The sequence below is a fragment of the Brevundimonas sp. GW821-FHT10A07 genome (assembly GCF_059415785.1).
In genome coordinates, this window is the sequence record NZ_JBWKNX010000005.1 from 108,463 (window position 1) to 134,092 (window position 25,630).

34 protein-coding genes are annotated in these 25,630 nt (G+C 67.8%); 19 read left to right on the plus strand and 15 right to left on the minus strand.

Annotation, left to right across the window (positions count from 1 at the left end; genetic code table 11):
• Window positions 1-178: 178 nt before the first annotated feature.
• The 15 genes from AC07NC_RS05620 to AC07NC_RS05690 all read right to left on the minus strand — a co-directional run bounded on the left by AC07NC_RS05620 (window position 179) and on the right by AC07NC_RS05690 (window position 11,966).
• Entirely contained in the window at window positions 179-1,186 is a 1,008-nt protein-coding gene (locus tag AC07NC_RS05620) for a tyrosine-type recombinase/integrase (RefSeq protein WP_494568853.1), read from the minus strand.
• Window positions 1,187-1,239: 53 nt separating this feature from the next.
• Window positions 1,240-1,560 carry a helix-turn-helix domain-containing protein gene (locus tag AC07NC_RS05625; RefSeq protein ID WP_494568854.1) on the minus strand — a complete coding sequence of 107 codons (321 nt, stop codon included), beginning with the start codon at window positions 1,558-1,560 and terminating at the stop codon, window positions 1,240-1,242.
• Window positions 1,561-1,598: 38 nt separating this feature from the next.
• Window positions 1,599-3,266 (minus strand): SNF2-related protein, encoded by a 1,668-nt coding sequence (locus AC07NC_RS05630; protein ID WP_494568855.1) that lies wholly within the window; start codon window positions 3,264-3,266, stop codon window positions 1,599-1,601.
• Window positions 3,263-3,646: a hypothetical protein gene (locus tag AC07NC_RS05635; protein ID WP_494568856.1), complete on the minus strand. Its 384-nt coding sequence runs from the start codon at window positions 3,644-3,646 to the stop codon at window positions 3,263-3,265. The genes AC07NC_RS05630 and AC07NC_RS05635 overlap by 4 nt, the downstream gene beginning before the upstream one ends.
• Window positions 3,643-4,335 carry a DUF7168 domain-containing protein gene (locus tag AC07NC_RS05640; protein ID WP_494568857.1) on the minus strand — a complete coding sequence of 231 codons (693 nt, stop codon included), beginning with the start codon at window positions 4,333-4,335 and terminating at the stop codon, window positions 3,643-3,645. The genes AC07NC_RS05635 and AC07NC_RS05640 overlap by 4 nt, the downstream gene beginning before the upstream one ends.
• Window positions 4,332-4,838 carry a hypothetical protein gene (locus AC07NC_RS05645; protein WP_494568858.1) on the minus strand — a complete coding sequence of 169 codons (507 nt, stop codon included), beginning with the start codon at window positions 4,836-4,838 and terminating at the stop codon, window positions 4,332-4,334. The genes AC07NC_RS05640 and AC07NC_RS05645 overlap by 4 nt, the downstream gene beginning before the upstream one ends.
• The gene (locus AC07NC_RS05650; RefSeq protein ID WP_494568859.1) at window positions 4,835-5,965 is read right to left on the minus strand and encodes a DUF5131 family protein; all 1,131 of its coding nucleotides are present in this window, start codon (window positions 5,963-5,965) and stop codon (window positions 4,835-4,837) included. Before AC07NC_RS05650 ends, AC07NC_RS05645 begins: the two co-directional genes overlap by 4 nt.
• Window positions 5,941-6,435 carry an ASCH domain-containing protein gene (locus tag AC07NC_RS05655; protein ID WP_494568860.1) on the minus strand — a complete coding sequence of 165 codons (495 nt, stop codon included), beginning with the start codon at window positions 6,433-6,435 and terminating at the stop codon, window positions 5,941-5,943. Before AC07NC_RS05655 ends, AC07NC_RS05650 begins: the two co-directional genes overlap by 25 nt.
• 85 nt (window positions 6,436-6,520) lie before the next feature.
• Window positions 6,521-6,943: a hypothetical protein gene (locus AC07NC_RS05660; protein ID WP_494568861.1), complete on the minus strand. Its 423-nt coding sequence runs from the start codon at window positions 6,941-6,943 to the stop codon at window positions 6,521-6,523.
• A complete protein-coding gene (locus AC07NC_RS05665; protein ID WP_494568862.1) occupies window positions 6,930-7,229 on the minus strand; it encodes a DUF6948 domain-containing protein in 300 nt (99 codons plus the stop codon). The genes AC07NC_RS05660 and AC07NC_RS05665 overlap by 14 nt, the downstream gene beginning before the upstream one ends.
• Window positions 7,230-7,306: 77 nt before the next feature.
• Window positions 7,307-7,735 carry a hypothetical protein gene (locus tag AC07NC_RS05670; RefSeq protein ID WP_494568863.1) on the minus strand — a complete coding sequence of 143 codons (429 nt, stop codon included), beginning with the start codon at window positions 7,733-7,735 and terminating at the stop codon, window positions 7,307-7,309.
• Entirely contained in the window at window positions 7,735-9,699 is a 1,965-nt protein-coding gene (locus tag AC07NC_RS05675) for a ParB/RepB/Spo0J family partition protein (protein WP_494568864.1), read from the minus strand. Before AC07NC_RS05675 ends, AC07NC_RS05670 begins: the two co-directional genes overlap by 1 nt.
• Window positions 9,700-9,712: 13 nt before the next feature.
• A complete protein-coding gene (locus AC07NC_RS05680; protein ID WP_494568865.1) occupies window positions 9,713-10,183 on the minus strand; it encodes a hypothetical protein in 471 nt (156 codons plus the stop codon).
• A 593-nt stretch (window positions 10,184-10,776) separates the two neighbouring features.
• Entirely contained in the window at window positions 10,777-11,457 is a 681-nt protein-coding gene (locus AC07NC_RS05685; protein ID WP_494568866.1) for a LexA family protein, read from the minus strand.
• A 329-nt stretch (window positions 11,458-11,786) separates the two neighbouring features.
• Entirely contained in the window at window positions 11,787-11,966 is a 180-nt protein-coding gene (locus tag AC07NC_RS05690) for a hypothetical protein (protein ID WP_494568867.1), read from the minus strand.
• A gap of 27 nt (window positions 11,967-11,993) precedes the next feature.
• Here AC07NC_RS05690 and AC07NC_RS05695 point away from each other — a divergent pair, with 27 nt between their 5' ends.
• The 19 genes from AC07NC_RS05695 (at window position 11,994) to AC07NC_RS05785 (ending at window position 25,593) form a co-directional block, all read left to right on the plus strand.
• The gene (locus tag AC07NC_RS05695) at window positions 11,994-12,569 is read left to right on the plus strand and encodes a hypothetical protein (RefSeq protein ID WP_494568868.1); all 576 of its coding nucleotides are present in this window, start codon (window positions 11,994-11,996) and stop codon (window positions 12,567-12,569) included.
• On the plus strand, window positions 12,566-13,198 hold the full coding sequence (locus AC07NC_RS05700) for a hypothetical protein (protein ID WP_494568869.1): 633 nt from the start codon (window positions 12,566-12,568) through the stop codon (window positions 13,196-13,198). Before AC07NC_RS05695 ends, AC07NC_RS05700 begins: the two co-directional genes overlap by 4 nt.
• A complete protein-coding gene (locus AC07NC_RS05705; RefSeq protein ID WP_494568870.1) occupies window positions 13,195-13,677 on the plus strand; it encodes a hypothetical protein in 483 nt (160 codons plus the stop codon). The genes AC07NC_RS05700 and AC07NC_RS05705 overlap by 4 nt, the downstream gene beginning before the upstream one ends.
• Window positions 13,674-13,910, plus strand: coding sequence for a DUF6525 family protein (locus tag AC07NC_RS05710; protein WP_494568871.1), 237 nt, complete (start codon window positions 13,674-13,676; stop codon window positions 13,908-13,910). The genes AC07NC_RS05705 and AC07NC_RS05710 overlap by 4 nt, the downstream gene beginning before the upstream one ends.
• Window positions 13,907-14,374, plus strand: coding sequence for a hypothetical protein (locus AC07NC_RS05715; RefSeq protein ID WP_494568872.1), 468 nt, complete (start codon window positions 13,907-13,909; stop codon window positions 14,372-14,374). Before AC07NC_RS05710 ends, AC07NC_RS05715 begins: the two co-directional genes overlap by 4 nt.
• Window positions 14,375-14,791: a hypothetical protein gene (locus tag AC07NC_RS05720; protein ID WP_494568873.1), complete on the plus strand. Its 417-nt coding sequence runs from the start codon at window positions 14,375-14,377 to the stop codon at window positions 14,789-14,791. It begins immediately after the preceding gene.
• Window positions 14,788-15,456: a hypothetical protein gene (locus AC07NC_RS05725; RefSeq protein ID WP_494568874.1), complete on the plus strand. Its 669-nt coding sequence runs from the start codon at window positions 14,788-14,790 to the stop codon at window positions 15,454-15,456. Before AC07NC_RS05720 ends, AC07NC_RS05725 begins: the two co-directional genes overlap by 4 nt.
• Window positions 15,457-15,805: 349 nt before the next feature.
• Window positions 15,806-16,156, plus strand: coding sequence for a hypothetical protein (locus AC07NC_RS05730; protein ID WP_494568875.1), 351 nt, complete (start codon window positions 15,806-15,808; stop codon window positions 16,154-16,156).
• Window positions 16,149-16,562, plus strand: a complete 414-nt coding sequence (locus AC07NC_RS05735) for a helix-turn-helix domain-containing protein (protein WP_494568876.1) — start codon at window positions 16,149-16,151, stop codon at window positions 16,560-16,562. Before AC07NC_RS05730 ends, AC07NC_RS05735 begins: the two co-directional genes overlap by 8 nt.
• Window positions 16,559-16,951: a hypothetical protein gene (locus AC07NC_RS05740; RefSeq protein WP_494568877.1), complete on the plus strand. Its 393-nt coding sequence runs from the start codon at window positions 16,559-16,561 to the stop codon at window positions 16,949-16,951. The genes AC07NC_RS05735 and AC07NC_RS05740 overlap by 4 nt, the downstream gene beginning before the upstream one ends.
• A complete protein-coding gene (locus tag AC07NC_RS05745) occupies window positions 16,944-17,171 on the plus strand; it encodes a hypothetical protein (protein ID WP_494568878.1) in 228 nt (75 codons plus the stop codon). Before AC07NC_RS05740 ends, AC07NC_RS05745 begins: the two co-directional genes overlap by 8 nt.
• A 5-nt stretch (window positions 17,172-17,176) precedes the next feature.
• The gene (locus AC07NC_RS05750; RefSeq protein WP_494568879.1) at window positions 17,177-17,524 is read left to right on the plus strand and encodes a hypothetical protein; all 348 of its coding nucleotides are present in this window, start codon (window positions 17,177-17,179) and stop codon (window positions 17,522-17,524) included.
• Window positions 17,521-18,516, plus strand: a complete 996-nt coding sequence (locus tag AC07NC_RS05755; RefSeq protein WP_494568880.1) for a hypothetical protein — start codon at window positions 17,521-17,523, stop codon at window positions 18,514-18,516. Before AC07NC_RS05750 ends, AC07NC_RS05755 begins: the two co-directional genes overlap by 4 nt.
• Entirely contained in the window at window positions 18,509-19,303 is a 795-nt protein-coding gene (locus AC07NC_RS05760) for a hypothetical protein (protein WP_494568881.1), read from the plus strand. The genes AC07NC_RS05755 and AC07NC_RS05760 overlap by 8 nt, the downstream gene beginning before the upstream one ends.
• Before the next feature lie 210 nt (window positions 19,304-19,513).
• Window positions 19,514-20,098, plus strand: a complete 585-nt coding sequence (locus AC07NC_RS05765; RefSeq protein ID WP_494568882.1) for a hypothetical protein — start codon at window positions 19,514-19,516, stop codon at window positions 20,096-20,098.
• Complete coding sequence (locus tag AC07NC_RS05770) at window positions 20,095-22,116, plus strand: terminase gpA endonuclease subunit (RefSeq protein WP_494568883.1); 2,022 nt, start codon at window positions 20,095-20,097, stop codon at window positions 22,114-22,116. The genes AC07NC_RS05765 and AC07NC_RS05770 overlap by 4 nt, the downstream gene beginning before the upstream one ends.
• Window positions 22,116-22,328 (plus strand): gpW family head-tail joining protein, encoded by a 213-nt coding sequence (gene gpW, locus AC07NC_RS05775; protein ID WP_494568884.1) that lies wholly within the window; start codon window positions 22,116-22,118, stop codon window positions 22,326-22,328. Before AC07NC_RS05770 ends, gpW begins: the two co-directional genes overlap by 1 nt.
• Window positions 22,329-22,338: 10 nt before the next feature.
• Complete coding sequence (locus AC07NC_RS05780; RefSeq protein WP_494568885.1) at window positions 22,339-24,021, plus strand: phage portal protein; 1,683 nt, start codon at window positions 22,339-22,341, stop codon at window positions 24,019-24,021.
• 9 nt (window positions 24,022-24,030) lie between these two features.
• Complete coding sequence (locus AC07NC_RS05785) at window positions 24,031-25,593, plus strand: S49 family peptidase (protein WP_494568886.1); 1,563 nt, start codon at window positions 24,031-24,033, stop codon at window positions 25,591-25,593.
• Window positions 25,594-25,630: the final 37 nt, after the last annotated feature.

The following is a 25,630-nucleotide window of genomic DNA, read 5'->3' on the forward strand; positions in this document are numbered from 1 at the left end:
CGCTCGAAAGCAACTCGGGATAAATCCAGCGCATGCCTACCCATGCACAACTTAGCATAGCGCCCAGACAATCGCCAGCGCGATTCGCTGAAGAACAATACATCTACGTCCGCTTTTGACGCGGCTCGGTCAGAAAAAGGTGGTGACTGGAGGCGGGATCGAACCGCCGACCTGTGGGTTATGAAGCGTCCGTGCCTGTCCGCTTAGTCGGTTGTTCCGTCGCCGCTTTTTCAGGGCCGGCCGATACAGGTTCGGGACTATTCCGGGACATTGCCTCAAGGGCCGCACGCACGTCGTCCTCAACGGCGTGGGCATAGACCATGGTCGATTTGATATCGGCGTGGCCGAGAAGGCGCTGGGCCATGCGGATGTTGCCGGTCGCGCGAAGGGCGGTCATGGCGCTGTGGTGGCGCAGGTCATGGGCGCCCTTCATGCCCTTGCTGGCGCGAAGGCCGGAGGTCGTCATGGCGCGACGCAGGGCGATCGAGGCGCCGTTGTAGGTCAGGGCGCGGAGCTTGGCCTGCCCGAACTTGGGCGGCTTCATCTCCCGGAACCACACCGTGTCCAGTTTGGCGGCCTGCGCCCTGCCCTTGCGCGCGGCCAGCATGGCGGCGTCGGCCGGCAGGATCGGAATGACGTGGTCGTCGCCGCCCTTGCGTTCTCTCAGCCTGACCCGCGCCCGCGCCGGGTCGGCGACGTCGATGTCGTCCAGGCTGAAGAATAGTTCGGACAGCCGGCAGCCGTATCGAGAGGCGAAGCGGACCAGGTCGTGCCAGTGCGGACGGACCTCGGCCAGCACCAGGTCCAGCTGGCCAGCAGCGAACTCCTTGGGCTTGGGCTTCGGTTCCTTCATCCGCAGCGCCTGCCAGTCGATCTCGGGCAGGGTCGCGCCCCACACCTTGCGGGCGCGGATCAGGATCGGCCGTAGGCTGTCGATCATGTCGCGGTTCACCGTGCCGTTGGACGGCAGGTATTGCTTGGCGCTCTTGCCCTCGGCCTTGGCGAAGGTCATGCCCCGACGACGCTGGATCCCGCGCGCGACGACGTCCGTGGTGATGTCGCCGATCGGCGTCTTGGGGCCGATGGCAGTGACCGCCCGCTCAATGCGGCCCTCAAGCCGATCGCCGCCCTTCAGCGTCGATCCGTGCTCGTCCCACCAACGGGCCGCCGCTTCGTCGAGGGTCATGCGGCTCGCGTCGTCCAGTTCGCCCTTGGCGGCCTGGACGCGTATGCGGCGCTCTACTTCTTCGGCCGCGCGGCGCGTTTCAACGCCCGTCGAGCCGTGAAATCGACGACCTTTGATCTGGAAGTCGTATTGGAAGTAGGGGCTCTTGGCTGGCTTATAGACGGACATGGCGCGTCACTCTCGGTCAGATAGGCGCGGATGTCACCCTCGGTGTAACCGCGCGTCTTTCCGGCCCCCACGCGGACGGCCCGAATGATGCCGGCGTCGGTCATCTCGCGCAGCGTTTTTGGGTCGCAGCCGATCACCTTGCAGGCGGCGGCGGCGGTGATGACTGCCGCCTCGGCGAAGGCGGCTTGGATGCGAGCCTCGGTCACGGGGCCGATCATAGGTAGGCGTTCGGCGGCTCCCATAATCACGCGGCCTCCAGATAGCGGTCGACCAGGCCTTGCAGTTTGCTGGCGTCGGCCTGGGCGGCCTGGACGCCAAGGGCGGGATCGATGATGGCGTGCGCCTGGCTGGCCTTGACGCCCAGCACTTCCATGATGGGCGGGTCGGAGCCGTCCTGGGCGACCAGATAGAGGGCGGTGACGGGGGCGGGGTAGCAGCGCTGTCCCTCCCGATCGAGGCGGCCGATGCACTGGTGGTGGATGCCGGGCGACCAATCCAGTTCGCCGAACACGACGGTCGAGGCGCGCATCTGAAGGCCGTCGATGCCGGCGCCGGACCGCAGGCTCATGATCATCAGATCCGTCTCGCCTTCCAGGAAGGCGCGCTTGGTCGCTTCCTTGGCCTTGGGCGTCTCAGTGCCGGTGAACAGGCGAGGCTTAAGGTCCGCCAGCTCTTTCAGCCAGATGTCATAGACGGCGCGGTGCCAACCGAAGAGCAGGATGGGTTCGCCCGATTCGACCAGGACGCGGACGGCGGCGGCGACCTGCCGGGCCTTGGCGACGCCGGTCGCCTGACGCGCCAGCATATCCAGCTTGCGCACGGCGTCGCCCCGCTCGGTGAAGGCGCCGGTCGTCGCGGTGATGGCCAGGGCGCGCGCCGCGTCCTCGATGCTGGCCAGGGCGTCGGCCGAGTGTTCGATCTCGCGGACCAGAATGTTCGGCCGGCCTTCGCGATCCTTGGTCTTGCGGGTGAAGCTGTTGCAGTCCCGCAGATAGGCTCCGAGCGCGCGCGGATCGTTGACGCGGTATTTGCCGTTGCCCAGCGCCGAACACCATTCGCGCAGGAAGTCGGATTTCTCCCCGAGCACCTCGGGTCGCAGGAAGCGCATCACCTCCCAGATCTCGTCTCCGTAATTGTAGATCGGCGTGGCGGTCAGCCCCAGCTTCAGCCGGGCGACTTCCGCCAGACGTAAGGCGGCCTTGCCCTTCTCGGCCTGCTCGCCGCGTCGAAGCTCCTGCATCTCGTCGAAGGCCAGCAAACCGATCTCGGTCGCCTCCAGCACGTCGGCCCAGCCGGCGAGCTGGCTGTAGGCGAGGATGCGGACGTCGGGCGTCAGCAGGCCGCCTGAGATGTTGGTCGGCGGCTTGGTCCCCTGCAGCACCTCGACCTGAAGCATGGTGAAGTCGCGCAGCTTCTGCGCCCACTGTTCGCGAAGGTGGGGCAAGCACACGATCACCGCCGGCAGGGCGCCCTTGATCAGGGCGGCGGCGCCTGTCGTGTAGGTCTTGCCCTCGCCCACCTCGTCCCCGACCAGCAAGCCGCCGACGCGCTCCAACAAGGCGACGGCGCGGCCCTGATGCTCACGCACTTCCTGGCCAGGGCGAAGGCCGGTGAACAGCGGTGGGAAATAGGGCTGGGTGCGGATGGTCTCCAGCTCGGCGACGATGCCGCGATAGCGGTCCGTCTCGCCGGCGAGACGTTCGCGATCCGCCTCGGACATGGCCAGCGGATAGCGGCTCTCGAACCACGTCAGATCCGCACAGCGATCCGGCGTGTCGGGGAAGGCGTAGGGGCCGCCCGATCCCTTGGGGATGTGGGTGAAGATGGCCTTCAGCCGGATCTTCACATGCGGCTCCAGCTGGTCCAGCAGCCAGGTGTCGTCCGTCAGTGAAAGGGCGCCATAGGTTCTCACAGCCAGGCCCTTCCCAAGCTGATGACGCAGAGGGGTTTGCCGTTGATCGCGACGGGCGCGCGGACGGCGCGGTTCGTCAGCAGGATCAGGTCGGTGACCTCGGGGTGTTCGGCATATCGGGCGAGCTGGCGCATGACGTCCGCCTCTCGCGACTTGTTCATCTTCACCTCGATCACGACACCAAGGATGAAGAAGTCGGGGATGTCGCGGGATGACAGGCGATGCTCGGGCTTCAGGTCCGGCTGGATCTCGGTCGGCAGGCGGTCGGTCAGCCATTGTCGGATCTGCGCCTGGCAGGCCTTTTCGTCGTCGAGATCAAACCGGCCGGCCGACAGCCATCCGACCAGCGTGTGGACCAGGGGGCGAACCGGGTTTGTCATCGCAGCGCCCTCGCGGCTGAGGTCGCGGCGACGCCGGGATTGAGCGCGACGGCGTCGCCGGCGCGGAGGCCGTCGTTATAGGCGCCCCAGTTCATTGGGCGGCGAGCAGCGCCGGTCTCGATCTCGACGCCGCGCCTGGCCAGCTCTTCGGTGATCAGGGCGTTGCGCAGAACGATCAGGCCCTTGCCGGGTGGCTGGGGCGGGATCATCGCGAGGATCCGCGTGGCGAGCCGATCGGCCATGCCGTCGAGGAAGGGCATGACGCGGGCGGCCTGTTTGATGTGCGGTAGGCGCCGTACGGCGTGCATGATCGCAGCCGATTCCGTGCGCATGGCCCGCTCGCAGATCGCCAGCAGATAGGCGGCGATCTCGACCTCGTGCGAGAGCCCGACGAAAGTGATCCGTGTCGGCGCGGCCCGGCCGCCGGTCCAGTATCGGGTGTTGGTCAACTTGGCGATCGCGCCGGCCGGCTTCCACAGCTTCAGCCCGACCGTGCCGGCGGCGTCGTGGACGTGGTCGCCGAAGGGCGAGGCGCGCAGATCGGCCTCGTCCAGGGTCATGTTGTAGTCGGCCAGCAGCTGGGCCAGCTTCTCGGCCGCCGCCATGGCCTCGGCCTCGGTGCATCCGTTCTCGACCGTCTTGGCTCGCAGGGCGCGGATGCGGGCGGCGATGCGTTCGCGCTCGCTCATTCGCGCACCATGGCGTCGAGGTCAGCGCGCGAGGCGTTCGGCAGCGGGTCGCGGCGCAGGATCGGCACGATCAGCTTTCCGCGCCGCTGCTTGGCCCGTTCGTTGGCGAGGTCGGTCTCAGCCCTGTCGAGACGGGCAAGAGCGGAGCGTGCGGCGGTGCGGGCGGTGTGGGCCTCGGCGCGGCGGTCCTCGATCTCCTGCTGAAGGCGCGTGACCTCGGCGGAGGCGGCGTCGCGCTGGTCCTGGGTCAGACCAGCCTCGGTCAGCAGGGCCGCGACCATCAGACCCGCCCCCGTGGCCCGATACTCCTGACGGTCGGGGGCGCAGTCCTCGGGCGCGGCGACGGGGACGATCAGTCCCTTGCGCTCAAGGGCGGCCGTGGCGGCGCAAGCGTAGTGGTCCGCGCCGCTGGCGATCCGATGCATGGCCATGACCTGGCTGCGGGCCAGCGAAAGGGTGAAAGCGCCGGACGTCACATAATCCTGGAAGCGGAAGTTGCTCATTGCGCGGCCTCCGCCGGATAGCCGTCGTGCTGAACGCCATCGAGGCGGCGCCCCGCGGCCTTCTTGCCGGCGCGGTAGCAGGTCGGCTCGTCGTCGATGTGCATGCCCTCGGCCGACGCCGGGGTCAGGGTTTCGAAGTGCCACTGGTCATTGAACCAGTCGGCGGTCTCGACCGTGCGGCCGATGGTGTTCTGAGCGTTCTCCCCCGGCGTCCAGTCGCCCCACTGCTTGAACAGGAAGGGCGTGCCGGCGGCGGCGCAGTCGTCGCGGATATCCCGCGCCCAGTCGGGGTGCATGGGGCGTGAGCCCTGGCCGCTTTCTCCCCCGACAACGACCCAGTCCAGTTTCGCGGATAGGGTCTCGAGGAAGAATGGGCCGTCCGTGCGGGTCATGCCTTCCCCCGTCAAGGCATTGCGGTATCGGCGGTGCGGCGGCTCGACTTCAAGCGATCGGAAGTTGATCGAGCCGAGAAGCGGTTCGGCCGATACCCAGCGCACGACGGCTGGCGTTTCCAGCAAGGTCGGCACGCGTTCGGCGGCGCGCGTCTGATCCTCGGCGCTGACGCCCAGCCAGACATTCGGAAGGGGCCAAGGCGTGTCGTCCAGGCTGACGCCATGCGAGGCGCCGTCGATGCGGGCGGCGGCGTCTTCGAGCAGTTGGGGCACGATGAACGACATATGGTCGAGCGCCTGCTGCGATTCCGCGAGGCGCACGAAATAGGCGAGCATCCTGTCCGGTCGCTTGGTGAGGATCTGGAAGACGTGCTGGGGGCACAGCGCCATGACGGCGAAGATCTGGTCCAGCTGGTCGTCGGTGACGCTGTCGTGGAACAGGTCGCCATGGGCGGCGACGAAGATCTTGCGCGGCTTGGACCAGCGAAGGGGCTGGGTCAGCCAGTCGGCGTTGAACCGCACCTGACCATTCCAGACCGGCCCCGCCTTACTGTCGGTCGTCAGGCCCTTGCGCGAGGGGTGTTCGCGCAGGCGCGTGCCGGCGAGTTTCATCGCATAGCAGTTGGTGCAGCCCGGCGAGACGACGCTGCATCCGGTGACGATGTTCCAGGTCGCGTCGGTCCATTCGATATGGGTGCGGTCGGCCATGGTCACGCCCAGCCGAAGCGGCGGCATTGGACGCCGTGGTCGAGGATCGGGCCCAGGACGGGAGCGAGGTCCGTCTGTGGCGTCCAGTTGAACAGGCCCTGGCGGCCGATCAGAGGGATGGGGTCCAGCACGCGGCGGATGTTCTCGATGCGCCAGGCGAACCGACCGCGCGTGAAATTGCCCGCCATGCGGTCAGCCTGCGTCAGGTGGTCAGCGGCCTTTTCCGCCGGATCGCAGGCGACCAGGGTTCCGACCGCGACGACGACGCCGCGCGGAAGTTGCTTAGGCCAGAACGGGCCGTTGACGGCCTCGCACAGCTGGTCTGGCGCGCCTGCTAGGTCGAGGGTCTTGGCGGCGTGGATGGCGATGGGGCCGCGATAAGCGGTGGCCCAGTGACGCGTCTCGTGCCGCTTGACCCCGGCGGCGACCAGCGACGCCCAGGGTTGCCAGAGAGAGATGGCCTTAATGGCGGTCGTGCCGCCGAACAGATCGGACATGATGGGTCTCTGAAGTGAAGGGAAAAGGCATCGCGCGGCGGGTGCGAGACCGAAGGCCACGAGCCCCCGCCGCGCGATGCTGCTCTCAGCCGGAGCCGTCGCCGGAGCCGTCGCCGTAGCCGGAGCCGGAGCCGGAGCCGGAGCCGTCGCCGTAGCCGTAGCCGGAGCCGGAGCCGGAGCCGGAGCCGTAGCCGTCGCCGTAGCCGGAGCCGTCGCCGTAGCCGGAGCCGTCGCCGTAGCCGTAGCCGTCGCCGGAGCCGGAGCCGTCGCCGGAGCCGTCGCCGTAGCCGTAGCCGTCGCCGGAGCCGTCGCCGTCGCCGGAGCCGTCGCCGGAGCCGTAGCCGTCGCCGGAGCCGTAGCCGTCGCCGGAGCCGTCGCCGTCGCCGGAGCCGTAGCCGTCGCCGGAGCCGTCGCCGTAGCCGTCGCCGTAGCCGTCGCCGGAGCCGTCGCCGGAGCCGTCGCCGTAGCCGGAGCCGTCGCCGGTGACGGCGGCGTCAGGCCCGCTCAACGTGGGCCTCCAGGGTGGCGAAGGCCTCGTCCGAGATCGGGATGATCTCGATGGCCTCGGTCAGTTCAATGGTCGGCACGGCGACGCCGATTTTGGAGCCCTTTGCGACGCCCTTCGTGGCGACCTCATTGAGGGTGAAGGCTCCCTTCCAGTACCAGGCGCGATGGGCGTCCGTCAGGCGGACCTCTTTGCCCGACTTGGCGTCCAGCGTGCCGATGTGGACGCCGGCGGAATAGGTGCGGACGACGACCTTCTGGCCGATCAGGGTGGATTGCAGTTCAGACATGCGCGTCTCCTATGGGTTGCGCGTTGGGGCCGGCAGGGATCGGCGCGACGTCGGCCGGCACGACGTCGCGAATGGGGTCAGGCCGCGTCCTTCATGTCGTCGGCGATGACCAAGCGGTTGCGGCGCAGGGCGGCTTGCAGGACGTCGCGGCCCTTGCCGTCGAGGTAGGCGTGGCCGATGAGGCGGTCGCGGTCGTTGCCGGCGTCCAGGGCGAAGACCGACACGGCGCGGCGGGAGGCGGTGTCGCCCTCGATCTCAAGGTCTTCGACCTCGACCAGTTCGAGGGCCTGAAGGCCGCGGTCGCGCTGAATGTGGCGGGCGAGCCCGTCGAGGTCGGCGAAAGCCTTGGGCTTGTCCGCAGGGTTCGCCGTCAGGATGGCGAAGCGGATGGGTTCTCCGTTGACGGGGGGCATGCGGTATCTCCGGCGATGCAGGTTGCGGGGTGCGGGGGTCGGCAGGTTGTGGGCGGCCAGCAAGGCGACGCCTTCGATCCAAGGGCGGGCCATCAGGCGGCCTCGTCCTGGCCGTCGCCGTCATTGGCCGTGTCATCGTCGCCGGTCGGCGTGTCGCCGGCTGCGGCGAGGTGTTCGTCGGTCAGGGTGACGGCGACGTCGTGGGTCCAGTCGAAGCCGTCCTCGCTAAAGGAGATGCCGGTGTCCTTGAGGAAGGCGGTCAGGATCTGTGTCGCCAGTTCGGCAGCCTGCTCTTCCGTCAAGTCGGGGCGACGGTCGGCGGCGATCGCCGCGATGGCGTCGACGAACTCTTCCTTGGTGGGCGCATCCGGCTTGGGCGGGGTCGGGGTCAGGACACCGCCGGCAGCGTTGGCGGCGACGACGATCATCTGATTGATCGTCAGTTCCTGCTCGCTGGGCGCCTGGTAGTGGTTGTTGCGATCCTTGACCGTCTTGCCGTTGGCGGCGGCGATGACGCCCGACGGCAGGGCCTGCCACGGCAGGGGGCGGTCGAGGTCGCTGGCGATGCTGACGACCTCCTGCGGCTGGCCGGCTTCCGGGCGCTCCTGGGCGACGGCCAGCAGGCGCAGATGTCGCTGGCGGGCCTCGGCCCAAACCGCGTTGCGGGCGGCGAGTGCGGCGAGACGATCACGGTCTTCCTGTTCGTGCTTTTCCGCCGCAACGCGGGCGGCCTCGACCAGGGCGACGCCCTCCTCCGTCAGTTCGCCTGGCTCAGCCAGCCAGGGCGTCCCGAGGATTGGCGTCTCGTCGTCCCAAACGGGCGCTTGGTCGCCGAAGACCTTGGCCTGGGCCTCGCGCAGCATGGCGATGCGGGCCTCGGTCCCTTCGTGGAGTCCGGCCGGGAGGTTGGGCGTGCACCAGTCGATGCCGTGCGGGGCGCTGTAGGCGCGTTTGACGGTGTAGCGCCCAAGGTCCGCGCCGTAGGTTTTCAGGTCGGAGAACTGCAAGACGCCCAGTTCCTGGAGGCGCTGGCCTTCCGGCGTCTCACGGGCTTCGGGCGCCACCACAACCTCATTCCAGAAGTTGCCATGTCGCGTCATCTCGAAGGTGGCGAAGAAGGTCTCGACGATCGCCAGCCATTCGGCCGGGGTCAGATCGACGGGCGCGGGGGTGTTGTCCCTGGCCGTCAGCTTCTGGCGGGCGTCCCGCACTGAAAGGTGTTTGGGGTCGTCGCGCGGCAGGGTCATACGCTGCTGGTCGGCCTCGTCCAGCTTCAGGAAGCGGCGGTGCTGCTGGACGTGTTCGGGGGTGTAGCCGAGGCGTTCGGCGATCACCTTGTTCTCGAAGCCCAGCTCCGCCAGCTGCTCGAACCCCATGGCCTTCTCGATCGGGTTCAGCTTCCTGCGCAGCAGATTCTCGGCGATGGCGGCGAAGCGGGTCTCCTTGGCGTCGCGGTCCAGAAGGCGGGTCAGGATCGGCTGTTCCGGCTCCCAATCGCCATCGCTGATCGCCTCGCCGATGGCGCGCCAGCGGCGTTCGCCGGCGACCAGGCGATAGCGCGGCAGGGTCTGTTCTCCGATCGGGGTGACGACTGTGATCGTCGCCTCTTGCAGGTCGTCGGCGGCCATGGGGCGCACGACCAGGTTCTGCAGCAGGCCGTTCTTGACGATGTCGGCGCGCAGGGCGTCCAGTTCGTCCTTGGCCTCGTCGCTGGTCCAGTCCTGGCGGGCGTTGTCGGGGTCGGGCAGGATCTGGTCGTGGCGCAGGGCCAGCAGGCCCTCGGGTAGAGCCTCTGCGGTCGAGGCGCTCTCGCCGGCGCGGCCTTCGGCGCGGCGGATCGCATGCAACTGGACTTCACCGGCGCGGGTCAGGCTGCGGTGGGTGTCGCTGAACTCCTGGATGAGGCCGCCGCCGACCAGGGCGGCGAGCGAGCGGTTGAGGTTGGAGCGGTCCTTGCCCGCCATCGTCGCCAGCTGGGCCTTGGTGGCGTCCGGCGTTTCCGCGATCGCGGTCAGCAGTGCGGCGTTCTGGACGGCCAGGATGTTCAGTTCGGTCATGGTCGGGGTCCGGTCAGGCGAAGGCGCGCAGGGCCGCGACGGCGGCGGCGGCGAGCAGGGCGATGATGAGGAAGCGGCGGCCGGAGCCGTTGGGGCGCGGGTTCAGCGGCCCGCCGTCGGGGCGGCGGCGCTCGGCCTGGTCGGCGACGTCGTCGAGGCGCAGGGCCGTGCCGAAGGCGCCGGCGAAGGCGTTCTCGGCGCGCAGGACCTGGGCGACCTCGCGGGCCTCGGCCGGGGTCAGCAGCCGGTCATACCCGGGCATGACGACGGCGACGCGCATCTCGCGGGCCATGTTGCGGGCGGTGACGATGCAGGGCTCGGTGAAGCACGACGCCTCGAGCGCCAGCAGGCAGTCGGCGATCCGGTCAACGCCGGCGCGCGACGGCCGCGCCGCCATGGCGTCGACCCGACGGGCCAGCCGATCGGCGGCGCGGACGGACAGGTGACGAACCGGGTTCGTCGGGAAGGGCAGGACGTTGGTCATGGCGCGGACGCTCCCGTGGGTGGGTGTCCGCACCGACCCGGCGGGATTGCCGGTGGCGCTAGGGGTGACGCCTCGTCGGTGCGGACGAGGCAGACGCTCGCATTAATGCAAGTCGTCAGTCAAGAGCATTTATGCAAGTGGCCCGGCAGGCCCGCGCTCGTTAGGTTGGAGATGGAGGCTCACACATGCTCGCAACCCTAGTTTTCGCTGCTGCGCTAACGACACAGATCGCGGCCTCGCAGTCGAGCGACAAGTTCGATTTGTTGTGTGAAGGCGTCGTGACCTCAGATGGTGATCCTGCGGGGACGCCTCTTGTGCGCCGTATCAGAATCGACCTCGAAGCCGGCCGTTGGTGCGCAGAGGATTGTAGCCGCACTGAAGCTATCGCCGAGGCTTCTGCTGACACGTTGGTGTTGGATAGGGACGGCCAAGCGCCGGGCGGGCCTGGACGCTACGCGCTGCAAACTGTCTCGCGTATCACCGGAGCCTGGCGCTCCGACGTGAGCATGCGACGGCCAGTTTCGATGTGGGTCAAGGTCGCCGGGTCATGCCGGCCCGCAGCGTTCAGCGGGTTCCCTGCGGCTATGTTCTGACTAGCGCCGGCGTGGCCGGTAGCTGCCGATGACTAGGGCCGCGACCTCGATTTCGATCGATGGATCCTCTTCGACGCCGTCGATAAGGCGTACTGGCTCGCGCCAGCGGGGGTTCAGCGACCGAGGCCAGAACTCAAAGGTACCGGCCTGTGTCCGAACTACCTCCTTGACCGTCCGCTCCATCTCCGCGCCGTTGTTGCGGCGGCGGACCAGGACGACGTGATCGCCATGCTGGGGCGCATAGCCCAGCGCAAAGGCGTCAACGACGTGGATCAGCTCGCCGTCGCGATATTCACGGTCCATCGAATCGCCGGACACGCGTTCGAGCCACTGTGGAAAGCTGGCGTAGGCGGGATCGGGCGCCACGGTGCCTGAGCCATAGAACACCTGGCTGTCGGAGATCTCCTGCCAGTTGCCGGCGCCTACTTCGTATCGGATCGGCAAGAACTCGGCCCCCACCATTTGCGGTTCGGAGCTGTTAGTCTCGGGGGCCGCTACGCCAATCGCGGACGCCAGCCGTGAGAGTGTGCGGCTGGATGTGACGTACTGATAGTCTTCCTTCAGTGCGCGGTGGATCGTGGACTCCGCAACGCCCGCACGTTTGGCCCACTGCTTCACCGTCAGGCCGGTGTCAGTCAGTGTTTCCTGAAGCCAGGAGCGGATGGAGGCGGCTGTCGTCATGGGCTTGCATTGTTGCAAGTTCCGACCTGTTTCGGCGACTTGCATTACTGCGCTTGACGACGCTTGCATTAATGCGTCACTTTGCGCGCCATGTCTCCAGAGATCGCAGCCTTCGAGAATGAGTGCGCCGTCGCCGGCGTAGCACCCGCCGCCGCCGTGGAGGCCGGAGGGTTGAACCCGTCCACCTGGTTCCGCTGGCGCAACGGCGCGTCGTCCCCGAACCTGCGCAGCTTCGCAGCCGCCCGTGCGGGTCTTCAGATCCTTGTCCAGCGAAGCCATTCCTCACACCCCTCATCTTCTGATGCCCAGCTTGTGGCGCCGGGCGCGGATCATGGCGCCGAGAAAAGCTTGGCCGTTTTCTCGCCAGCGGAGGATGCGGCGTGAGCGCCCTGGTCATTCGCGCCCTGGACGGCGGCGTCGCCTTCGTCGTCGAGGCGGGCGGTCAGCCTGTCATCGAACTGCGGATGGGGTGGCTGTTCGCGGACTATGTCGCGCAGCGCCTGGTTCAAGGCGCACGTCTCAGCCCGCCCTGGACCTTGGCCGAACTTGGGGAATCAAGCGGCTGGACCGACCAGGGCCTCGAGGTCCTTCGTCAGGCTATCGATGAACCGGAAGGCGCGCCCGCTGACCTTAAGGATCAGATCTTCGTCCGTCTCACCGTCTCGAACCTGAACGACCTGATTGAAGAAGGCGCGGCGTTTCCCGTCTTCGCTGGCCACCTCGAAGCCGACGGCCGCCATCCGTTTGGCTACCATTCGCCTGACGGCGCCTATGCTCGCCGGATCGTGGTCCAGCGTGAGGCGAAGGCGTCGCAGGGCGGGCAGGATGGCGACATAGGCCTGATGCCGCAGGACGTCTTCCCGCCCGTTGCCGTCATCGGGAAGGTCGACGGTGAACCCTTCGAAGCCCGACAGGGCCGTGTAGCCGAGACGAACGGTTGCGGTGCGCGTGCCGCCAGCGCCGCCGGGCGTGGTCCAAAAGACGTCGACGAAGACGGCGCCGACGGTGGGAAGGTCGATGTGGGGCATGGTTCCGAAGCCTCGACCGAGTCGGGCGGCGGCGTCATCGAGAAAAGCTTGGCCGTTTTCTCCCCTGCGGAGGACGCGGCATGAGCGCGTTCGCACGGGCTCTAGCGGCTGAGGACGCGCGGGGGCTGACCGTGACGATCCGCCTTGAGGTTGGGTCGTCCGCCCTGGGGGCCGCCTGCGTCGACGACCGCCCGGATTGGGAGGCGATCCTGGAGGAGCTGGCGCGGGAGCGCGCGGCCATGGATCGGCTAGGACTTGGCTCCGCCCGCGCTCGGGTTCTCCAACGACGAAAGGGTCTTTTCAAGCGCCTCGCGGATCGGTGGAAGGTCCGCCGGCGGAATGCGATCCAGGGCCAGGCGGCGAAGATCGTCGATCAGCCGCAGTCGATCCGGATCACGGTCCGCCATGGCGCGCAGGGCGGCGTCCAAAAGCAGTTCAGTCGCAAGAAGACGCCGGCTGAGATCGAGCTGATCCTGCGCAAGGGTTCCCAAGCCGGCGTCCTGACGATCAAGGCGCCGCTTAAGGCTGGCGATGACCCGGTTCTGACGTTCGATCACGCCTTCGACCGTTCGGGTGAAACGCGTCAAGGCGGCGTCCTGGGCCTCGTCCATCACCTTTTCTCCTGTGTTCGGCGACGGAAACCAGAGGCTGAGTCGTGGGCGAGCGAAAGCCGCCGCGTGGCCAAGCCGCAATCGACGAGGTGGGTGGCATGAGCGCCCCCGAACCCAACCGCTGGCTGAAGCTGAAGACGAAGCTGCTGATCAAGGCGTGCGGCGGGCTGGAAGAGGCGTCGGCCGCCTGCAAGGAATCGTGCCGGGAATATTCGGTGCCGCACCTGTCGCGGTGCCAACGGCCGGAGAGGCCCGACTTCCTGCCGATCGACATCGTCCTGTGCCTGGAAGCCTATTGCGGTCAGCCGATCGTCACCGCCGCCATGGCCGAGGCAAGGCCGGCCGGGGATGGGGTCGGATGTCTGCGCGACGAGGTGGCGGATGTCATCGAGCGCGGCGGTGACCTGTCCAAGGCGGTTCGGGCGGCGATGGCGGATGGCCAAGTCGATCCGCGTGAGGGCGCCGAGATCGGCGTGATGCTGGACGCCTTCTTCGAAGAGCTGCACCAGGCGCGGGAAGCCCTGGCGGCCGCCATGCGGCCCAAGGGCGTGGCGGCTCACTCTGCGGGGGTGGGGGCATGAGAGACAACGCCTTCCATACCGGCCTGGGCCTGTGCCCGACGACGCCGGACAAGGACATGGCCGCCTTTGACGCCCTGCCGCCGATGGTGCGGGCGCGGCTGCGCGAGGCGCCGGTCAAGGTGGCCAGCGAGCCGCTGCTGCGGTTCTGGCGCTCGGACGTTGGCGACGCGGCGGCGCGGCATCAGGCCCTGATCAGCGCCCTGGACAGCAGGATTTCGGAGATCGCGGCATGACGCGGGTCGAGGATGTGGACGCTCATTTCGTGGCGGGCAAACGGGCGGTCAACGCAAGTTGGTCGGCCATCGCCCGAATGACCGGATGTCCGGAGCTGTCGCTGCGGCGGCGGTTCGAGCCGGGCAATTCGGCGGTCCAGGCCCTGGTCGCGCGCGCTGGGCCGGCGACGCCGTTCGAGCGTATGCGGGCCGGCCTGGTCAGGGCGCGGTTCAGCGGTGACGACGCGGCGATCCTGGCGCGGATGTGGCTGGCCAACGGGTCCAAGCGTACGGCCGTGGACCTGGCGCGCGGCGTCGGGGGCGGGGCCGGGGCGACCGAGGCCTGTCGCATCGCGCGGCGGTTCGCCGAGGGGCGCAGCGTCAGTTTCAGCAATGGCTACGCCCTGACCGACGACGGGCTGCGGCGGCTGGAATACATCGCCGGGCTGCGCGACGGCGAAGGCCGGCCGGTGGAGGCCGCCTGAATGCACCGCCGCCCCGCCCATGCGTCGCGCAGCCGGATCGCCGGGGTCAAGAGCCGGGCCGACTGGCGCGGCCTGGTCGAGTTGGCCAAGGCCTGCGCCGAGGATGCGACGGACGCGGCCACGGATGGGGCCGACAGCCAGGCCGCCGAGATCCGGCTGGCGACCCTGAGCAACCGGGTCAACGGCGCCTCGACCGAGGTGTTCGCGCGCGAGGCCGGGGCGGCGACGTCGGATGCGGCGCGGGCCTTCGTCCTGGCGGCCAAGGCGTTCGCGCGGCGCGAGACGCCGGGCGAGGTGCGACGGCGGCTGGCGGCCTCGGTCGCGGACCTTTCGATGTTTTTGGATCAGCAGCTGACCGGCCTGGCGGACCGGGATTTTCGAGAGGCCCATCGTGGCCGTCCGGAGGTGTGGGGATGATAGGGAAGTTGACGGCAGGCCATGTGGCCCTGGCGGTCGTGGCGGCCTGTCGGATGACTGGGCATGATCCGCAGGCGGTCTTCGGTCCCGAACGGGGCAACAAGCGGGTGCGGCTGATCGCGGCGGCGGGGTTGATGACCGCCCTGAAGCTGAAGCCGCGCGACGTCGCCGGCGTCTTCCAGGTCGATGCGACGCGGTTGGCGCCGTCGATGCTGAGAAGCGCGGACATCGAGACGGACGATCTGCTGACTGTCGCCGAAGCCCTGCGGACCGGCGGCCTGCTGGGCGACGTCGCGCCGGCGGCGACATCCCCACAGGTCGAGGCGGCGGGCGCGCATGCGTCGGCGCGTAAGCCCTCGCCGGTTCAGACGCGCCCGGGTCGCCCGGCGGATCCGCCGCCTGCGCCAAAACCGCCGCCTCGCGTCCCGCCCCGCCCCCGCGATGTCGAACGACCCCGGCCCATTGCGACGAACCCGGTTCGTACGCGGGCGGCGGAGGGCCGGTCGGCGGTCGAGACGCTGAAGGCGGTCAGCGACAATATGGTGCGCTGGTCGCGGATCTATGTCGCGCGGGGCGTGCCTGTCGCCGATCTGGCGGACCTGTTCGAGGTCGATGTCGAAGCCCTGGCCGAACACCTGCAACCCGGACTGGCGAGGGCGGCATGAGTGCGCTTGGCAACGAAGGGGCGGTAGCCGCCGCAGAGCTAGCGATCGCGCTATATCTCGTCTCGGGCTGGCTGCCATGGGGAACTGATTGGCGATGTGACAGCGAGCCGCCATGCATCCCCCTATGCCCTCGGTCGCAGACGGGGGGTGACGCTGAGGCGTGGGTGCTGTGCTGTGGTCATGTGGTCAGTGTCGCGACCATGGAGGGATGGTTTTCGCAGGGCTATGTCGTCGAGGGTCCACCTAGCAAGCGACGTGGTTGGCGGACGGTCGTCGCCGGCCCGAACATCGGACGATGGCTGGGCGGTCTCTGGCACGCCGTCATCCCGAACGACGATCCGGGGCCGCTATGACCGCCGACATCGTCAGTTTCCCCACTCGCCCGGCCGGCGAGCCTGTCCGTGTGCGCCGCGTCGCGGAGCCGGGCGACATCGTCGTGCTGTGTCTGAACGCCACGGTTGGATTATGGGCAGCCTGGCCCGTCGCCGTCGTCGATGACGATGGGGTGGTGCTGGGCGTCACCAGTCGCGCAGGCAAGATGTTCGGGGTCGATCGCCTGAACTGCGCGGCGGACGTCCTGGCGTTCCGCGTAGCGGATCATGACCCGGTCGGGTTCGCCGCCTTGCGCTGGCGGACCTGGGGCGACCCGGCCGCCGCCATCATCGCCTTCGCCGAGATCGCGAGGGTCGCCAATGTGTGATCGTTGCGACCGGCTGGCGGCCGAGAACGCCGAGCTGAGGGACGAACTGGCCGAGTGGCGGCGTCAGGCGGCCGAAGGATCCGCCGCCCTGGTCGAGACCGACGACACGGCGCGTTGGATGCTGGCGCTAGGTGTTCCGCGACTGATCGCGCGGGTGGCCATGCTGATGGCGGCGCGGGCGGGGCGCGTAGTTCCTAGCGCCCTGATCGGCGAGACCGGAAGCAAGGATTGGGACGCGCTGCGCGACCCAGACGCCTCGGGCAAAATCTGTATCTACAAGCTGCGGCGGGCGCTGACCGCTGCCGGCGTCGCTGGCGAAATCGAGATGATCTGGGGTGTCGGCTATCGCATGCCGGTCGGGACGGCCGAGGCCTTGCGAGACTTGGTCGAGGGGTGCGGAGCATGATCCGGCGGCTTCTTGATCGCCTTCGTTTCGACGACTGGCGCGGGACGCAGGACGGCCGGGTGACCTTTTGGTCGAGGACGCTGTTCGAGTGGCGCGGTTGGCGCGTGGCGGTGCATCGGATGGTCCGCGCCGACGACCCTGGCTGTTTCCATACGCATCCGGCGTCCGCCCTGCGGATCATCCTGGCCGGCGGATATGTCGAAGAGCGCGAGGATGGTCAGGGCTGGGCGTGGCTGCCTGGGTCGGTCGGCGTCGTGCGGCCGGAGCTGTCGCACCGGATATCCGCGCTGTTCGGCGACGTCTCCTACAGCCTGTGGATCCGAGCGCCCAAGACGGCGGCGATCGCCCTTCGAGGACCGGGATGGAAATCGGGGGTGGGCGATGCGTGACCTGTTCGGAGACGCGCCCGAAGCCGGGCCTGCGAACGGCGAGATCGCCCTCGCCCTGGTGCTGCACGACCAGACCGACAAGGCCTGGCTGCTGGCCGAAACCATAGATCGGCGCGCCGCCCAGTGGGCGCCGAAGAGCAAGGCGAAGCGCGGCGAAGGCCGCGACGAGAATATCTGGACCATGCCGACCTGGCTGGCCCGGGAACGGGGGTGGATGTGAGTGGCATGACGGCGGCGAATCCGTATGAGGCGGCGTTGAACCTGCTGCGGGAGCAGCGGCGGGCGGTGACCGATGTGCGGCGTCAGATCGCCAGCGACGAGGCGTTGCGGGCCGAAGATCCGCGACATCAGCACGCCCTGATGGTCCAGGCCCTGGCCGAAATCGGCCAGCTGGGCGCGGCGATCCAGCTGTTAGACGCGGCGGCCGATGGGCGGGTGACGGTGCTGCCCGAGGCCATCGCGCGGCCCAGCGTGGCGGCGGCCGATCTGCCGCCCGTCCAGCGGGTCAGCGGCCTGTCGCCCAGCTTTGCCCGTCCAGGCATGGCGGGGCCGGTGTTGGGGCGGCTGGCATGAGCGACGTAGCGGTGGCCTGGGCCAAGGCCCAGGAGTGTGTGGACGAGAACGGCCGCAAGGACCGGAACGCCAAACAGACGCTGGTGCACCTGGCGTCGTATGTCGATGTCACGGGCGTGGGCTGGGCGGCCGTGCCCGTGCTGGCGCTCGAGATGGACGTGTCGGAGCGGTCGGTCCAGCGGGGGCTGCGCACGCTCGAGGCCGGCGGGCTGATCGCCAAGACGGGCGCGTCGCATAAATACATGGGGCGGCTGATCCCTTTTTACGCCCTCGCGCTGGACACCGGGCACGCCAACACCTCGCGTCGGATGCGGGCCGAGGCCGCCGCGCGGGGTGACAGGGTGTCACCCCAAGGCCGTGCGCCGGGTGACACCGTGTCACCCCAAGAGCCGCTGCCCGGTGACAGGGTGTCACCCGGCGATGTCGCATTTGTCACCCCGCCCGGTGACACGGGTGTCACCCAAATAGGGAAGGGAATTACTCAAGGGTTGAAACCCTCCGCGAGCGTGCGCGCGAGCGAGGCCGCTGGGAAGGCTTGGGCGGCGAAGGCGCCGGAGCGGGTCGCGCCGAAACGGGTCGAGCCGTCGTGGCTGGCCGCCGTCGAGCGCAGCCGTGAGAGCGACGAACGGCTGCTGAGCGCCGTCCGGGCCTGCGTCGCCCGTGATCCCGACTTCGGCCGGGGCAAGGCGATGAACCTGGACCGCTGGCTGGACGAGGATCGGTTCATGGCCTGGCTGCCGGACGACGGGGCGCTGGCCCAGGCGCCGGTCGTCTCGGGCTGGGCGGGGCCGTCGCATATTCGGGCGGCGGTGCTGGAAGCGATGGGCGAGGCGGGCGTGGCCAGCTACCTCAATCGCGCCAGCTGGGACGATAGGCTCGGCGCGATCGTGGCTGAGACGAAGATCGGGGCTCAGCGGTTGATGGACGGGGCGGGCTCGGTGCTGAAGGCGCTGGGCGTGTCGGTGATCGCGAAGGGCGCTGCGCATGGGTAGGGCGGTGGCGATGCGGTTGAGCCCGGAACAGGCGGCGCGGATCGAGGCGGCGGCCGAGGCTCGGCGGGCGCAGGCGGTCGAGGTCGTCGTGTCAGGCGTGGTCTTGCGGCCGTCGCAGCGGGACGCCTTGCTCGAGGCGGAACGGCTGGCGGCGGGCGGACTGGCCGAGCGGCGCAAGGCGGCGATGCTGGTGCGCCTGGTCGAGGGGCAGTTGAAGGCGGCCCGCGACGGGGCGGCGGTCGAGGCGGCGATCGAGGACACCCTGCTGCGGGCCGAGTTGCGCGGCGAGGCGTTTGAGATCGAGACCGTCGATGTCGGCGCGTTCCGCCGCGACGACAACGGCGGGCTGGCGCGGATCAAGGGCCAGCCCGTCCTGGACGTCCAGACGGTGCGCCGTGCCCGCCGGGTCGACGGCATCGCCAGCCTGTATCGGGCCGGGCATCTGGACGACGATCAGCTGCGCATCGCGGACGAGTATCGTCAGCTGGTCGAAGCCGCCCGGCCTCCGGTCGGGGTGGCGACCATCGAGCCGCGTGTCGGTCGGGCTTGGGCTGATCCCGAGGCTCCGATGGCGGCGGCTGTTCAACGAGGATACGACAACAAGGCGCTGTCGATGATCCATGAAGCCATGACGCCGGAGCAGGCGCGCGTGCTTCAGGCCGTCGCGGGTCGCGGAGAGAGCATTCGGGGACTTGTCGGCGGCGGACGACGGTGGCAGGCGAATCGGTCGCTGCTGATCGAGGCGCTTACACTTTGCGAGAAAGTTCGCCTCGACGAGAAAATGTAGGTTGTCGAACGGGAACGCTAAGTGCATCCGTTCCAGCACTTCCAGAGCTGCGACCCCAGCCCGCCCGGCCCCGCCGAGGCGGGCTTCGCATGACAGGGCATTTCACGGGTCCTTCCCCCGTCCCCTGAGCAATACGGTCGGGCTGGGCGTGTAATCTTTCTAGTGAACCGGTTTACAAAAACGGTTGACGGTTGACGGGGTGGTTGACGCATGAGGCGATCCCAGTTCGCCGCGTTGATCGGCGTCTCCAAACAGCAAGTCGGCAAGTACGTTTCAGACGGCACCGTCCTGCTGGACGGCGCTGACGTTGACGTTGAAGAAAGTCTCGCCCGTCTTGAGGGGCGCCTAGACGAAACGAAGCGCCAGCGCGCGTTGACCATGTGGAGCGGCCGGTCGCCTTCGACGCCTCGCTCTGCTGCGCCGGGCGCGCCGGGAAAGGCGCTCTCGGGCAAAGCCCGGCATGACGAAGCCCGCGCGGAGTTGGCGGAGCTGGAGTTGGCCCAGCGCAAAGGCGAGCTGCTGGAAACTGCAGACGTTGAGAGAAAGGCGGACGAGGCCGTCCAGGCGCTGAGAGAGACGATGGCCGCCGGCCGCCGAGAAGATGCCGATCAGATCTGCGCGAAGTTTGGCATCCCTGCGGAGCGCGCGACCGCTCTCGCGCGCGAACTCAATACTCGCGACGAAAGAGCGCTGGGTCGGTTTGCAAGGGCTATGGCCACACTCGCGTTCGACGATGGTGTCCCCGATGTCGAAACAAACCCGGTTCGCCCGGAGGCTGAGGGCGTCGCGGCATGAGCCGGTTGGGCTTGGCCTCGGCTGCCGCCGTCATCTTCGGCGCGATCGCGGCGGCTGCGAAGCCCGCGCCCAGCCGGCGCGTGGCGGAGTGGGCTGACCAGGATCGCTGGGTCGCTGCAGAATCAGGATCGTCCCGGCCGGGCAAATGGATGAACGCCACCACGCCTTACGGCGTGGAGATGATGGAGTGTTTAGACAACGACTATCCGGCCCGACGAGTGATCGTCAGCGCCGCCGCTCAGCTCATAAAATCAGAGCTGTTCCTGAACTGGGCGGGCCAGACGATCTGCGACGATCCCGCGCCCATGATGCTGGTGCTGCCCAGCCTGGATGAGCTTCGGAACTGGAACTCGACGAAGTGGCAACCGACGCTCGATGCAACGCCGGCGCTTAAGCGTCGGGTCTTTGAACGCGTCGAGCGGTCACGAGCTGGGTCGACGACCAACTTCAAGGCGTTTCGTGGCGGCTTCCTCATGGTCACGACGGCCATGTCGTCGAAGGGTCTTCAGGGCCGGTCGGTTAAACGGCTCGCCTGTGACGAGGTATCGGAGTTCCCCCTCGACACGGGTGGGCGCGGCGACCCGATCAAGCAGGCCGAGACGCGTGGAGACGGGCACGACGATTTCAAAGCCTTGTACACGTCCACACCCAAGGAACTGCCTGGGTGCCGCATCACGAAGATGCTGCATGCCGGCGATCACCGCATCTATTACGTGGATTGTCCCCATTGCGGCGATGCTCAGCAGCTTGTCTTCGAACAACTACAGGCTCCGACAGCCGATAATCCCCGTGTCGCTTACGGGTGCCTGGCTTGCGGCTCGGACATCGACGAGATCCACAAGCCGGCGATGCTGGCCGGCGGCCGTTGGATCAAGACCTACACATCTGAGGATCCTGCAAACCCCGCGCCGCCGCTGCACTTCCCCGCCGACCAGGTCGCACGGTGGCGCGCTCGTAGCTCCGAAGGTCGTGATCCAAGTTTTCACCTTTGGCAGGCCTACTCGCCGTTCAAGTCCTGGAGCGTTCTCTGGGGCGAATATGTCGAAGCCTCCAAGGATGACGCCGACCTCAAGGTATTCTGGCAACAGAAACTCGGCAGGGCCTGGGACCCCGCGACAGACGCCCCTGACGAGCAGAAGTTATTCGAGGCTCGAGGCCGATTTGTTCAGCGCGGCGTGGTGCCGGCTTGGGCGTGCGAGCTGGTGCTGGCTGTCGATAACCAGGGCGATCGGATCGAGTGGGATGGCTACGCGATGGGGCCGGATCTCTCGATGGCCCGCTTCGATTGGGGGGTGATTGAACACGATCCTCTAACGGCGGAGGCGTGGGCCAGTTTGGCGGAAGTTGTTGGCCGTCGCTATCCCGGTGAGGTCACCATTCCGCTGGGCTGGGACATGGTCGGCGTCGATCTGGGCGGCAAGAAGGGCACGACCGAACGGGTGTATCGCTTCGTCCGCGCCCGGCCCAATGTTGTGGCTGTCAAGGGATCCTCCAATCCCGATGAGGTGCCTCTGCGGAAGGGCAAACGTCGAGTTCTGCGCCTGAAGGATGGCTCCACGCTTACGATCGAACCACACCTGATTGGCGGCCATGGTCTGAAGCTGGACATCTACTCGATGCTTCAGACCAGCCTAGAAGCGGAAAAAGAACGGTTGCCGGGGGGGCTATATAATCCGGCGGACGCCACGCTTGAGGATTTCAAGCAGTACACTGCAGAAGTCTATCGCAAGCCGACGACGCAGCGGGCTGGCGCGGTCGGTCACTGGGACAAGCTTCCAGGTCGGTCTAACGAGCGTCTCGACAACGCGATCTATGCGCGCGGGATGTTCTGGTCGCGGGGCGCCTATACTCGGACAGAAGACGAATGGCGGGCGCTGTTCGAGGCGCGAGCGGAGCGCCCGGAAGCGGTGTTGCCCCTGTTCGATTCGGTCGAGATCCCGATGGTGACGCCGGCTGAACCGGCCGCGAACCCCGGACCGACAAACAACGCCTGGCATTCGAGCCGAAGGAAGCTGTGATGGCTCTATCGATTGAAGAACAGGCCGAATTGGGCCGCCTTCGCATCGTCAGGATGCGCCTGATTTCAGGCGAGAACGTCGCGAAGATCACGTCGAATGGGCGCTCGGTCGAATACAGCCAGGCCAGCTTGCCGAAGCTGGAAGAGATCATCTCTGGCCTGGAGCGTCGCGCGGGCCGCCGTCGTGGCGGCGCCATCGGCTTCCGCTTTTAGGAGCGTCTGCATGACATTGCTCGACGCCTCGGGGCGCCCCATCAGTTCGGCGCCTCAGCGTCGCGTCCAGGCGCTCGCCGGCGGGTTCGACTTCACCTCGGCCTACGATTCCGGTGGCACGCGGGGGCCGGTCATGGCCGATTGGTTTGCGCAGATCCGGTCGGCCGATCTCGAATGGATCCCGAACCGCAACCCGTCCGTCGCCCGCGCGCGCGACATCGTTCGGAACGACCCTGTCGGCGCGTCGGCGGTCTCACGCCGTCAGAACTCGGCAATCGGTCGGGGCTGGCGTCTTTCGGCCCGGCCGAATGCGCGTGCGCTCGGCATCGATCCGGCCGTCGCCCGTGATTTGGGTTCTCAGATGGAGATCGAGTTCCGGTCTCACGCCTATGGCCATGCTTTTGAGATGGATGCGGAGCGCCGCCTCAACTTCGGCCAGCTGCTGCGCGTCACGACGGCGCATCTGATGGTCGATGGCGATGGCCCTGCTCTGATCGAATGGGCGCCCGACGAAGGCACACGGTACGCGACACGTCTGCGCCTGGTCGATCCCGACCGTCTGTCCAATCCGATGGGGCGAATGGACGATCGCTTCCTGCGCGGCGGCATCGAGCGCAACGGCGTCGGCGTGCCGATCCGCTATTTCTTCAGGGAACGCCATCCTGCTGACCTGGGCGTCGACGGCCAGCGCTACACCTGGACCGGCTACGATCGCTTCACAGCCTGGGGCCGTCCGCAGGTGCTGCATGCATTTGATCCGCAACGCGCTGAGCAGACGCGCGGCGTTTCTCGCTTTGCTGCGGCGCTGAAGAGTTTCCGGTCGCTGTCGAAGTTCGCAGATGCGACGCTTCAGGCTGCAACGATCAACGCCCTAATGGTGGCGTTCGTTAAATCCAGCGCCGGGCCGGAAGCGGTCAGCGAATATCTGGCCGTCGATGATTTGAAGGGTTTCGAGACCTCGCGAGAGGGCTTCTACGAGGATAATCCGGTGTCGCTTTCCGGCGGCGCGCGCATGCCCGTCTTGCCGTTCGGCGACGAGATCGAAATGCAAACCGCGTCTCGCGACGTGGCCAGTTTTGACGCCTTTGTCAGGGCCAACATCCGTCTAATCGCTGCGTCGTTGGACGTGACCTACGAAGAGCTGTCGATGGATTACAGCCAGACAAACTATTCGTCGGCGCGCGCCGCTATGGTGCATGCCTGGGCAGCGACACAGTCGCTCTCGTCGGTTCTTGAGGCCCAGATCGTGCGGCCGTACTACGTCGCCTTCCTGGAGGAGGCGTTCGACCGCGGCTATCTGACGGTCCCCGCTGGGGCGCCAGATTTCTACGATGCCATCGACGCCTACGCGGAGGCGAAATGGATCGGGCCTGGACGCGGCTACGTCGATCCGACCAAGGAAATCGACGCTGCTGCGGCCCGGATCGAGGCGGGCGTTTCGACGCTGGAAGATGAGTGCGCGGACCAGGGCAAGGACTGGGAAGAGGTGCTGGATCAGCGCGCGCGGGAGCGCGATCGCCTCAGAGAACTCGGCCTGGACGTCGTCACCGGACTTGGTGGCGTTTCTCCGGCGCAAACCGATGCTGAGCAGGAGCAGGCGCGAGACGCCCGCCCTGGGGCCTTGGCCCGCGTTCGCGGTGTCGCCCGCTCTGCGGACCACGCCGCCCTTCTGGATCAGCGCTCGGGCGCCTGAGGACACAACATGCAAGATGTTCAGCTCCTGGCGTCCCGCTACGCGGGTCGCCCTCTGTTGCTTACGCCAAATGCGGCGCGTGATCTGGCGAACCGGGTTCGCGGGGCTGATGCCCGCGTGTTCGAGCGGCCATCGCGCATCGGCGCCTTCCTTCGCCGGGTCGGCCTGGCGAACGGCGGCAAGGTCGGACGCATCCAGGCCATGGAGGACGACGATTACGATGCTCCTCCGCCTGTACCGATGGAGCAGCAGCTGGCCTATTCGCCGCGTTGGATCGGCGACGTCGAAGACACGGGCTTCTGCTGGTCCCTGAAGGATGGCGTCGCGCTCATGTGCTGCGACACGCCCCTGGTCGAGCGAGGCGATGAGTTCTGCGGCATGGTCTGGCACGGCTATGACACGCTGCTCTTGGCCTTGCGTGAGGCTCTGGCGGACACTCGGGTTCGTGGTGTCTTCCTCAGGCTGGACACGCCGGGCGGCGTCGTCGGCGGCGGCCTCCCCGCCCTTGCGCAGTTCATTCGGGAGGCTCGCGAGAGCGCCGGCGGCAAGCCGATCTGGGTCTATGCCGACATGGCCTGTTCTGCCGGCTACTGGATCGCGGCCCAAGCGGATCGGATCCTCGCGCCCAGCGTCGGTTACGTCGGATCGCTCGGCGCCGTCATGGTCCACGAAGACTGGTCCGGTGCGCTCGAGCAGGACGGCATCGCCATAACCTCGATCGAATTCCCCGAGGGCGGCGTCAAAACGGAGGGGGCTTGGTGGAAGGCCTTGAGCGAGGCTGGTCGTGCTGCCTGGCAAGCGGACATCAGCCACGTCGGCGAGATGTTCTTTTCGGATGTCACCGCCGGCCGGCCCGCTCTGACCCACGACGCCATGCTAGCCATGCGGGCGGACGCCTTCATGGCCGACCACACCGACGCCGGCCGATCGGGTCTGGCGCTTCAGCTCGTTGATGAAATTGCGACCGAAGAAGCGGCCTTCGCCGCCCTCGTCGCTCACGTAACCGACCCAGCGGATGACATTTCCGCCGCCGCGCCTGGGCAGCGCGCGTCGGCTTCCACCCCACAGGAGAGGCCAATGGCCACACGAACCCAAGCGGGCGGCAAGCCGACCCGCGCCGCACAGGTCGCGTCTGCTAAGAAGGCGCTGAAGCTGGCGCAGGCGAACCTTGCCCGCGCCGAAGCCGCCGACACGCCGCCCGAAGACGATGAAAACGTCGAGGATCAGGCGGCCGAACCAACCGAAAACTCGGACGAAGACGAGGTCGGCGAAGAAGGCGACGAGTCGACCGACGACCAGGACGAGTCTCAGGCGATCGCGGCTTCCTCCGAAGCCAAGACGCATCCTCAACTGGCTCTGGCGGCGATCCAAAGCGGCATGTCGCTGAAACAGTTCCAAGCGACTGCTTCCGCAGCTGGAGCCGTCCCGCGCGTCTCGCGTCTGGATGCGGCGATGAACGGCTCGCGCCGGCTCACGCCGGATACTCCGGGCGCCTCGGCGCAGGGTCTGGGCGGCGCGCTTGTCGCCGATGCCCAGCGGCGACGGGCTGCCGCCACCGCTCGCGGTCGCTGAAACCTCACGCCTTTTGGCCGGGTCGGCGCCGGCGTTT

Bases quoted from the DNA above. Each gene is read 5' to 3' on its own strand.
- AC07NC_RS05750 (WP_494568879.1), top strand. From the start codon at position 17,177: ATGACGGCGGCGAATCCGTATGAGGCGGCGTTGAACCTGCTGCGGGAG.
- AC07NC_RS05720 (WP_494568873.1), top strand. From the start codon at position 14,375: ATGCACCGCCGCCCCGCCCATGCGTCGCGCAGCCGGATCGCCGGGGTC.
- AC07NC_RS05705 (WP_494568870.1), top strand. From the start codon at position 13,195: ATGAGCGCCCCCGAACCCAACCGCTGGCTGAAGCTGAAGACGAAGCTG.
- AC07NC_RS05700 (WP_494568869.1), top strand. From the start codon at position 12,566: ATGAGCGCGTTCGCACGGGCTCTAGCGGCTGAGGACGCGCGGGGGCTG.
- AC07NC_RS05635 (WP_494568856.1), bottom strand. From the start codon at position 3,646: ATGACAAACCCGGTTCGCCCCCTGGTCCACACGCTGGTCGGATGGCTG.
- AC07NC_RS05680 (WP_494568865.1), bottom strand. From the start codon at position 10,183: ATGACCAACGTCCTGCCCTTCCCGACGAACCCGGTTCGTCACCTGTCC.
- AC07NC_RS05670 (WP_494568863.1), bottom strand. From the start codon at position 7,735: ATGGCCCGCCCTTGGATCGAAGGCGTCGCCTTGCTGGCCGCCCACAAC.
- AC07NC_RS05710 (WP_494568871.1), top strand. From the start codon at position 13,674: ATGAGAGACAACGCCTTCCATACCGGCCTGGGCCTGTGCCCGACGACG.
- AC07NC_RS05620 (WP_494568853.1), bottom strand. From the start codon at position 1,186: ATGACCCTCGACGAAGCGGCGGCCCGTTGGTGGGACGAGCACGGATCG.
- gpW (WP_494568884.1), top strand. From the start codon at position 22,116: ATGGCTCTATCGATTGAAGAACAGGCCGAATTGGGCCGCCTTCGCATC.
- AC07NC_RS05770 (WP_494568883.1), top strand. From the start codon at position 20,095: ATGAGCCGGTTGGGCTTGGCCTCGGCTGCCGCCGTCATCTTCGGCGCG.
- AC07NC_RS05735 (WP_494568876.1), top strand. From the start codon at position 16,149: ATGTGTGATCGTTGCGACCGGCTGGCGGCCGAGAACGCCGAGCTGAGG.
- AC07NC_RS05765 (WP_494568882.1), top strand. From the start codon at position 19,514: ATGAGGCGATCCCAGTTCGCCGCGTTGATCGGCGTCTCCAAACAGCAA.
- AC07NC_RS05715 (WP_494568872.1), top strand. From the start codon at position 13,907: ATGACGCGGGTCGAGGATGTGGACGCTCATTTCGTGGCGGGCAAACGG.
- AC07NC_RS05645 (WP_494568858.1), bottom strand. From the start codon at position 4,838: ATGAGCAACTTCCGCTTCCAGGATTATGTGACGTCCGGCGCTTTCACC.
- AC07NC_RS05650 (WP_494568859.1), bottom strand. From the start codon at position 5,965: ATGCCGCCGCTTCGGCTGGGCGTGACCATGGCCGACCGCACCCATATC.
- AC07NC_RS05755 (WP_494568880.1), top strand. From the start codon at position 17,521: ATGAGCGACGTAGCGGTGGCCTGGGCCAAGGCCCAGGAGTGTGTGGAC.
- AC07NC_RS05730 (WP_494568875.1), top strand. From the start codon at position 15,806: ATGACCGCCGACATCGTCAGTTTCCCCACTCGCCCGGCCGGCGAGCCT.
- AC07NC_RS05740 (WP_494568877.1), top strand. From the start codon at position 16,559: ATGATCCGGCGGCTTCTTGATCGCCTTCGTTTCGACGACTGGCGCGGG.
- AC07NC_RS05685 (WP_494568866.1), bottom strand. From the start codon at position 11,457: ATGACGACAGCCGCCTCCATCCGCTCCTGGCTTCAGGAAACACTGACT.
- AC07NC_RS05665 (WP_494568862.1), bottom strand. From the start codon at position 7,229: ATGTCTGAACTGCAATCCACCCTGATCGGCCAGAAGGTCGTCGTCCGC.
- AC07NC_RS05745 (WP_494568878.1), top strand. From the start codon at position 16,944: ATGCGTGACCTGTTCGGAGACGCGCCCGAAGCCGGGCCTGCGAACGGC.
- AC07NC_RS05640 (WP_494568857.1), bottom strand. From the start codon at position 4,335: ATGAGCGAGCGCGAACGCATCGCCGCCCGCATCCGCGCCCTGCGAGCC.
- AC07NC_RS05760 (WP_494568881.1), top strand. From the start codon at position 18,509: ATGGGTAGGGCGGTGGCGATGCGGTTGAGCCCGGAACAGGCGGCGCGG.
- AC07NC_RS05725 (WP_494568874.1), top strand. From the start codon at position 14,788: ATGATAGGGAAGTTGACGGCAGGCCATGTGGCCCTGGCGGTCGTGGCG.
- AC07NC_RS05675 (WP_494568864.1), bottom strand. From the start codon at position 9,699: ATGACCGAACTGAACATCCTGGCCGTCCAGAACGCCGCACTGCTGACC.
- AC07NC_RS05655 (WP_494568860.1), bottom strand. From the start codon at position 6,435: ATGTCCGATCTGTTCGGCGGCACGACCGCCATTAAGGCCATCTCTCTC.
- AC07NC_RS05785 (WP_494568886.1), top strand. From the start codon at position 24,031: ATGCAAGATGTTCAGCTCCTGGCGTCCCGCTACGCGGGTCGCCCTCTG.
- AC07NC_RS05780 (WP_494568885.1), top strand. From the start codon at position 22,339: ATGACATTGCTCGACGCCTCGGGGCGCCCCATCAGTTCGGCGCCTCAG.